At 51.5% G+C, this 7,066-nt stretch carries 7 protein-coding genes; 3 read left to right on the top strand and 4 right to left on the bottom strand.

Annotated elements, in window-relative coordinates; all coding sequences use genetic code 11:
* The first annotated feature begins 336 nt into the window (after positions 1-336).
* The 3 genes from F557_RS0118010 to F557_RS0118000 are packed head-to-tail and all read left to right on the top strand — an operon-like array spanning position 337 to position 2,279.
* A complete protein-coding gene (locus tag F557_RS0118010; RefSeq protein ID WP_019003597.1) occupies positions 337-975 on the top strand; it encodes a CatB-related O-acetyltransferase in 639 nt (212 codons plus the stop codon).
* On the top strand, positions 972-1,493 hold the full coding sequence (locus F557_RS0118005) for a hypothetical protein (RefSeq protein ID WP_019003596.1): 522 nt from the start codon (positions 972-974) through the stop codon (positions 1,491-1,493). The genes F557_RS0118010 and F557_RS0118005 overlap by 4 nt, the downstream gene beginning before the upstream one ends.
* Positions 1,494-1,523: 30 nt before the next feature.
* A complete protein-coding gene (locus F557_RS0118000) occupies positions 1,524-2,279 on the top strand; it encodes a class I SAM-dependent DNA methyltransferase (protein WP_019003595.1) in 756 nt (251 codons plus the stop codon).
* Positions 2,280-2,514: 235 nt separating this feature from the next.
* Here the strand turns inward: F557_RS0118000 and F557_RS0117990 are convergent, their stop codons facing one another.
* The 4 genes from F557_RS0117990 to F557_RS0117965 form a co-directional block, all read right to left on the bottom strand.
* Positions 2,515-3,351, bottom strand: coding sequence for an aldo/keto reductase (locus F557_RS0117990; protein ID WP_019003593.1), 837 nt, complete (start codon positions 3,349-3,351; stop codon positions 2,515-2,517).
* Between the two features lie 108 nt (positions 3,352-3,459).
* Positions 3,460-5,727 carry a S8 family serine peptidase gene (locus F557_RS0117985; RefSeq protein ID WP_019003592.1) on the bottom strand — a complete coding sequence of 756 codons (2,268 nt, stop codon included), beginning with the start codon at positions 5,725-5,727 and terminating at the stop codon, positions 3,460-3,462.
* 18 nt (positions 5,728-5,745) lie between these two features.
* The gene (locus tag F557_RS23440) at positions 5,746-6,243 is read right to left on the bottom strand and encodes a hypothetical protein (protein WP_245539433.1); all 498 of its coding nucleotides are present in this window, start codon (positions 6,241-6,243) and stop codon (positions 5,746-5,748) included.
* A 337-nt stretch (positions 6,244-6,580) separates the two neighbouring features.
* Positions 6,581-6,964 carry a hypothetical protein gene (locus F557_RS0117965; protein WP_019003588.1) on the bottom strand — a complete coding sequence of 128 codons (384 nt, stop codon included), beginning with the start codon at positions 6,962-6,964 and terminating at the stop codon, positions 6,581-6,583.
* Positions 6,965-7,066: the final 102 nt, after the last annotated feature.

Genomic DNA, 7,066 nt, shown 5'->3' with positions numbered 1-7,066 from the left:
CACATCCCGATTTTTGTGTGCGATATGGTACGGATTCACCAGCACTTTTGTCAAGAATCCCTGAAGCCTTAAAAAGACGTTTTAAGACCTAATACAAAAAATTCATACACAGCGTGTAAAATACTGATTTATACTTAATTCCGGAATAACAAAGCCCATAAACGGCCATCCCCTTTTGAAAAATTATGCAGTTCTGAAACATTTCAGCAAAACACTGACGGCACACTGCTCATATTATGATATAAAGAATCCGGAATGGTCCCGGTCATTTACTCCGGAAAGGATTCTGAATACCGGATCGGCATACTGGCAGTGTGAATTTAGCAAGGCAAGAACATGAAAAACACAAAAGTACCGGATCCTGGCGTGGTTCATCCGGTTGCCGGATATGACAGAGAAATCTATGTAAAGCCGACAATCACCAGTCCGAACATCATCGTCGGAGAGTTTACCTACATTGCCGATTCGGATTTTGAAAGTCACGTTACCCATCACTATGAGTGGCTTGGAGACCGGCTCATCATCGGGAAATTCTGTCAGATAGCAGCCGGTACCGAGTTTGTGATGAACGGCGCCAATCATCAGATGAATGCGGTTTCCACCTTTCCGTTCTATACCCTGGAAGGCTGGAACATGACCCCGCCCGAGCATGCTGATCTTCCCATTAAAGGAGATACGGTGATTGGAAACGATGTCTGGATCGGGCAGAACGCAGTCATTCTTCCCGGGGTAAAAATCGGTGACGGGGCAATCATCGGGGCAAACAGCGTTGTGGGGCATGATATTTCTCCCTACACTATTGCGGCCGGAAATCCGGCAAGGGTTATCCGGAAACGTTTTGATGAAGAACTTACTGACCTTTTGCTCAGATTTAGGTGGTGGGATAAAAGCATTGAGGAAATTGACCGTCTGATTCCCCTCCTCACCTGCAGCGATCTGGAAAAGGTCAAAAAAGAGCTGAAGGCCCGGCTATGATCATCCTGATTACGGGGGCCTCTCACACCGGAAAAACGCTTCTGGCGCAGAAGATGCTCGAAAAATACCATTATCCGTACCTGTCTGCCGATCATCTTAAAATGGGCCTTATCCGCAGCGGCCATACGGATCTGGCACCCGAAGATGATGAAGCTCTTAAGGAATACCTGTGGCCAGTCATACGGGAAATCATAAAGACGGCCATTGAGAACCGGCAGAATCTGATTGTAGAAGGATGCTGCATCCCGTTTCGCTGGAGACATGATTTTGACGGGCGGTATCTCGCGGCGATCCGCTTTATCTGCCTCGCCATGAGCGAAAGATATATCGAAAACCATTATGGTGAGATTGCCGGATATGAGTCGGCAATTGAAACCCGGCTGGTCACGGAAGACTGTTCAGTAGACAGCCTGAAGGCAGACAGCAGGAGCATTATCGCCGGCTTTCGGCAGGCCGGGGAACCGGTTGTACTTATCGATTCTGACTATGAAAAAACAATACAGTCCCTTCTGGACTGACAATCAGTATTTGACAGGAATAACAGAAAAATGAATATCACACAGACATTTTATGACAGTATGGCAGCTCAGTACGACAGGCTGTTTCTGGACTGGCAGGCTGCCACCAGAGAACAGGCGGAAATACTGGACAGGATCTTTTCCGGTTTCGGGTTTGGCCGCGATGCCACCCTTCTCGACTGCGCCTGCGGCATCGGAACACAGGCCATCGGACTGGCAGCGCTGGGGTACCGGGTAACCGCATCGGATATCAGTGCCGGAGAGCTTGCCGAGGCTGCCGGACGAGCTGAGAAAAACGGTGTAGGGATCCGTTTTGAACAGGCGGATTTCTGCACTTTGTCTGATACCTTCTCAGAAGAGTTTGCTATTGTGATTGCGATGGATAACGCCCTGCCGCATATGCTCACAAAAAAAGACCTGGAATCAGCAGTAAGGAGCATCACCGGCCGGATCAGGCCGGACGGTATCTTTGTGGCCAGCATCCGTGATTATGACAGTCTTCTGGTAAACAGGCCTCCATATTCACCGCCATACATCCATAAGACAGCCAGGGGCCGGCGCGTTTCCTTCCAGACCTGGGACTGGACCGGCGACAACTACCATCTGACGCAGTACATCATTGATGACGAGGGCGAACCTCAGGTCAGCAAGTTTGAATGCGAATACAGAGCTACCCGAAGAGAAGAGCTGACGAACCTGCTTCTGGCCAGCGGCTGCAGGGAAGCTGTCTGGAAGTTTCCGGAAGAAACAGGCTTTTATCAGCCGATTGTGGTAGCAAGAAAATAGCCTCCCTCTTCAGCTGTGCGCTATGCTGCACCAGCTTCCGGACACCTCCCTCTGCGAATCCGGTCATTGAAGAGGACATTTTCCATGCGGTGCGTTTCTTCCGGCCGACTATCCTCATTTGGGTTACAGATGCGGCCTTTCCGGCGCAAATCTGCGCGGAGGCATATGAAAGGATAACAGAAAAGCGCCACCGGAGGAGAGCCCCGCCGTCCCGGAAGAGGCGCCTTCATGGAAATCAGAAGGGTACCCTGTCCGGGTCGAGACCGGATCCGCCGAAATTGTCCAGAAGATCAATGCTCTTCATGTCCGACTCGCTGATTTCAAAGTCGAAAACACTGATGTTTTCCTGAATTCTTGCCGGCGTCACGGATTTCGGGAGCGGAAGAGCTTCATGCTGAATACACCAGCGGATGCAAAGCTGTGCCACTGATTTTCCATAATGCCGGGCGATTTCCTGAAGCACTGGATTTGACAGCATTCTTCCGGTACCCAGGGGCGACCACGCTTCCACCAGGATGCCGTTTTCCCGGCAGCAGCGGACGGTATCCGGCTGAAGGAGTCCCGGGTGAAATTCAATCTGGTTTACCTGCGGTATTACCTCCGTTTTCAGGAGAGCTGCCAGGTGATGCGGCCTGAAGTTGGAGACCCCGATTGCCCGGATCCGTCCTGCCCTGTAAAGCTCTGTCATTGCCTGCCAGGTTGCCAGATTGATTTCCTCCCAGTTCCTGAATCTATGAGCGGTCGCCGGCCAGTGAATAAGATACAGGTCCAGATAGTCCAGTCCGAGATCGGAAAGTGTTTTTTCAAAGGCAGCCAGAGTCTGGTCATAGCCGCGATCCGCATTCCATACCTTGCTGGTGATGAAAAGCTTCTCCCGGGGAATACCGCAGGCGGCAATGCCTTTTCCCACGCTGACTTCATTTCCATAAACAGCCGCCGTGTCAATATGACGGTAGCCGCAGGAAACAGCCGCCTTTACGCCCGCCACAGTAATCTCGCTGTCCGGAGCCTGCCAGGTGCCATAACCAACAGCCGGTATGGTGTTTCCATTGCTAAGGTTCATTGTCTGCATATCAGTAATCCTCGTGTGAATTTTCAGGTTATGTGCCAGACGGGCCGTAAGCCCCCTGAGCTTCAGGAATAAAAACTGACGGGTACCAGGCGGGGGGAGCTGACCGCTTCAGCGTCCCCGGGGATATCCGTAAACCGTAAGATGCATTCTCTCATTGAGACTGCTGACATCAAGCTCGCAGACGCTTCTGAAGCTTACCTGGTAGTGCCTGTCAGGCTCCTCACTGAGAGGTTCCCGGTAAAAGCCTGACACCGCAAGCTCCAGAGGCTCCATTGCGGGATCATCGGGATCTTCTTCTCTTGCTGTATATCCGGAGCCGTAATCCCAGTTAGCGTAAATGTTTTTAACCAGTAATTCTGTACCGGACTGCGACACGGCGGAGATCTCCAGGAGGTGATTGACATCGAACACGGCCTTTTTCCGTTCCTCAGAGCCTTCCTCGGAGAGAACGGCCCTGCTGCAGGAGTCTATAAGTCCTTCAGGGAGATAGCTAAGCCCGGAAACATCAAAGGTTATGGCATCCGCTGCAAGAACCGTATCCCCCAGACTGTCATCGCCTTCGTCTGCAGAGCGGAAATCTGAAAAGGAGCAGGTGACATTTCTTTTGGTGGTGTCAGTATAGGCACAGGGACTGGTGTTGGAGGACACATACTTTTCAGGGAAGGTCTTAAGTGCGGAACATTCGGGATCGCTGTCGCAGGCAAGAGCTCCCTTAACGAGAGCGTGCGCATCTATGACACCGAAGCCGTAGTAATCTGAAAAGCGGAAGCCTGCGGCATTGTCCTTCCAGCCCTGAGACAGGAAGAAGCTTTCCCCGTAATCATCATCCTGCACCTCCTCTGGCGTCTGGGCCAGCGTAGGCATAACCGTGTCATTCCGGGATGTTTTAGCGAGAAGATAGCGGATCTGGGAAACCGTGATATCCGGCTTTGCCTGATACACCAGAGCCAGAGCTCCGGTTACCGAAGGAGCTGCGGATGAGGTACCGTTCATGGTATTGGTGTAGTAAATGTTATCCTGACTTCTCCAGGGGGATTTGGCATCGGGATCACTGAAGTCCTTGGGATCGTAGCTGCTCAGAGTGGTTACTATGGCGGCGCTGGATTTGCTTCCGGGAATGTCTGTTATGTCCCCGCCGTATTCGCCGCCAAAGCCGGTAACCCAGATATTGGAACCGGCAGAGCTGTAGGAGGCTTTTACCCCCAGGGAGTTCAGAGCCCCGACATTAATATTGAAGGGATAACGGGCAAGATTGTTGGTCTGAGTGAATTCGCAGTTGGCGTCAATCACAAAGCACCGGCTGGAGGAATAGGGCTTCTGCTCGCTTTGCCCCTCATCAAAGCCGTTTCCGTTGGCATGAACCACGGCGATACTGTTTTCGTAAAGAGCCTCGTAAAGATCAGCCGCCGCCTGCGAGTCAAAGGTGTGGAGTTCAGAGCCTATGCTGGCATTGACCAGGTTCATGCGCTTTGTCTTAAGTATCAGGGGCAGGCTTATGGCTTCGAGCTGCTCGCTGAAGGATGTCAGCCGGGCATTAAAGGCAATCCCCCGCCCGCCCAGCCTGTTCATGGCTGAGGCTCCGATGATTCCCGCCACAGAGGTGCCGTGAGAAGCCTGGCTGGGGTACTCCTTGAGGAGCTCCAGGGAAAGCCCGGTGTTGATCCCCTCGCCGGTAATTTCGGGATAATAGATATTGTCCTTTAGGTCCTCATGATTAATATCCACCGGAGAATCAAACACTGCCACATAGACTCCGGTTCCGTCCAGCTGCTGCTTCTCTTCCGGGAGAATAATGCGCCAGGCAGGGATCACGTTAAGGTCGGTTTTCTTAAGAGGCGGCTCAGTGACTCCGTAGGGATTCTGTCCGATATTCCAGAGATGCCACTGGTCCGGCAGCAGGGGATCGTTAACCGAGAAAGTCTGCCTTACCTTCCGGATTCTGCCGTCGGCAAGAGTGGCGCGGAAGTTTTCGGTAAAGTCCTTCAGGCTGGAATTTTCACCGTCATTAGCATCATTAGTGACAGCATTGTCAGCTTTAGTGTCATCAGCTAAGGCTGGTTCATATGCAGAAAAATTTTCCTCTGAGAACACATAGAACCATTCGTTGGTTCCGGCATTCTCTCCGGTTACAGGATTTACCGTGGATACGTCCCCATGCTCAGCCCGGAGATCCAGGAGGTGGCGGTCCGCCCTGAGCCTGTAGGGCTTTCCGGTGGCCAGATCGCCCTCTTCCACAATAGTCAGCTTTACCCCGTCATTGAGCCAGTTTTTGGAACCCTTGCAGCCGGAAAGCAGCGTTCCGGCCAGCAGCATAGCTGACACAATAGCGGCGGTTCTGGCAATACGAAGTCCTTTTCTGCAGCTGCCTGATTTCATAGCGAAACTCTCCCCATCCTATCTCTGTTCATGCTTAATGCCGTAGAAAAACGCCGGCGATACCCTGATAACACCCGGAATCTCCTTAAGCTCCCTGACCCGGGTATTCCAGGAATCATAGTCGGAAACCGTTACCTCCCAGAGCCGGTCCGAGAGCCTGACAGCGCCCGGATCCTCTGAAAGCCGGCAGGGAGTTTTCCGGGAGCACTTCACAAATATTCTGTCCAGAATAACATAGCTCCGGCCGTTGTTTTTCTTCACAAAGGCAAGATGATGGGGATTCCTTTTACCGGGAATAACATCATAGTCATTAAGAGATCCCAGGTTTTCCCGGAGAGACTGGGAATAGTCCTGAGAATGCGCCTTTTCCGCCAGGGCGAAATTATCGGTATAGATAACGGAATGCGGTTTCCGGATCACTCCGGCATCCCCGAAAGAAACACCAGGCAGCAGCATGACCGCCGTCAGAAACAGGAAAAGTTCAAATTTCTTCAGGGAGGTTAAAGACAATGTCATAAACGCATCTCCATTGGCAAAGAAGCAGAGGCATTTTTCGGAAAATCCGTACTGGAAGAAAATACCGGCCGGTGATAACGTAATTGTAATGCGTTACCGGACAGGATCATAAGTCCTGTCCGGGCCGGTGATTGCTATTTGTGATTACTGTCCCCCCCGGCACGGTCCGCCCCCGAATCTCCCAAAAACCTGACCGGATTCCAGAACGTCAGACGGGGCTGCTTCCTGCGCCGCATGGTCCTTGCAAACAATAAGCGATCCTCCTGAAAATCATGGTCTCAATTGCACATGGGCTAATCACGACGGGGAAAACGCCTCTGAAAGCTGTTCCGGAATGCTACATATTGTCCAGGTAATCTCTGATCACCTCTGCCTTGCACTTCGGACAAAGGTAGTGATGCAGAGCGATATCCCAGTAATCCCTGAAGAGCCCATAGTCGTTGAAGTATTCAATCTCCCCGTAAACACCATTAGCAAGGTCATCATCATTATCGAACACAGAGGTCAGATCCTTACACTTCCTGAAGCAAAGACCGCAGTATCCGGCCTCCACAATGCTTGCAGTAGCCTCTTGCGGATTGCCGTCGTGACGATTAACAACCTCTATGCCTGCGCGGATAAGGCTGATGGCAGCCTTCTTGCTGATCTTTCCGGCTTCATAAAGTTCGATAATACTGCTGCCTAATTCCGAAAAGGCGTATCCAACATCATGATTGCTCACCTGATAATCTCCCTAAGTTAGGAGCTGTGCATAAATAACCTTTACAACCTTTCATAAGTCTAGCCCTATTATGCTATCATGACAATCAACTGTAACGTTGAT

Source organism: Succinimonas amylolytica DSM 2873 (assembly GCF_000378405.1).
GTDB lineage: Bacteria > Pseudomonadota > Gammaproteobacteria > Enterobacterales > Succinivibrionaceae > Succinimonas > Succinimonas amylolytica.
This window is presented reverse-complemented; position numbering and strand designations above follow the sequence as displayed.

What these genes read in the sequence shown, in the direction of transcription:
- F557_RS0118005 (WP_019003596.1), top strand. Translation starts at nt 972, where the DNA reads ATGATCATCCTGATTACGGGGGCCTCTCACACCGGAAAAACGCTTCTG.
- F557_RS0118000 (WP_019003595.1), top strand. Translation starts at nt 1,524, where the DNA reads ATGAATATCACACAGACATTTTATGACAGTATGGCAGCTCAGTACGAC.
- F557_RS0117985 (WP_019003592.1), bottom strand. Translation starts at nt 5,727, where the DNA reads ATGAAATCAGGCAGCTGCAGAAAAGGACTTCGTATTGCCAGAACCGCC.
- F557_RS23440 (WP_245539433.1), bottom strand. Translation starts at nt 6,243, where the DNA reads ATGACATTGTCTTTAACCTCCCTGAAGAAATTTGAACTTTTCCTGTTT.
- F557_RS0118010 (WP_019003597.1), top strand. Translation starts at nt 337, where the DNA reads ATGAAAAACACAAAAGTACCGGATCCTGGCGTGGTTCATCCGGTTGCC.
- F557_RS0117990 (WP_019003593.1), bottom strand. Translation starts at nt 3,351, where the DNA reads ATGCAGACAATGAACCTTAGCAATGGAAACACCATACCGGCTGTTGGT.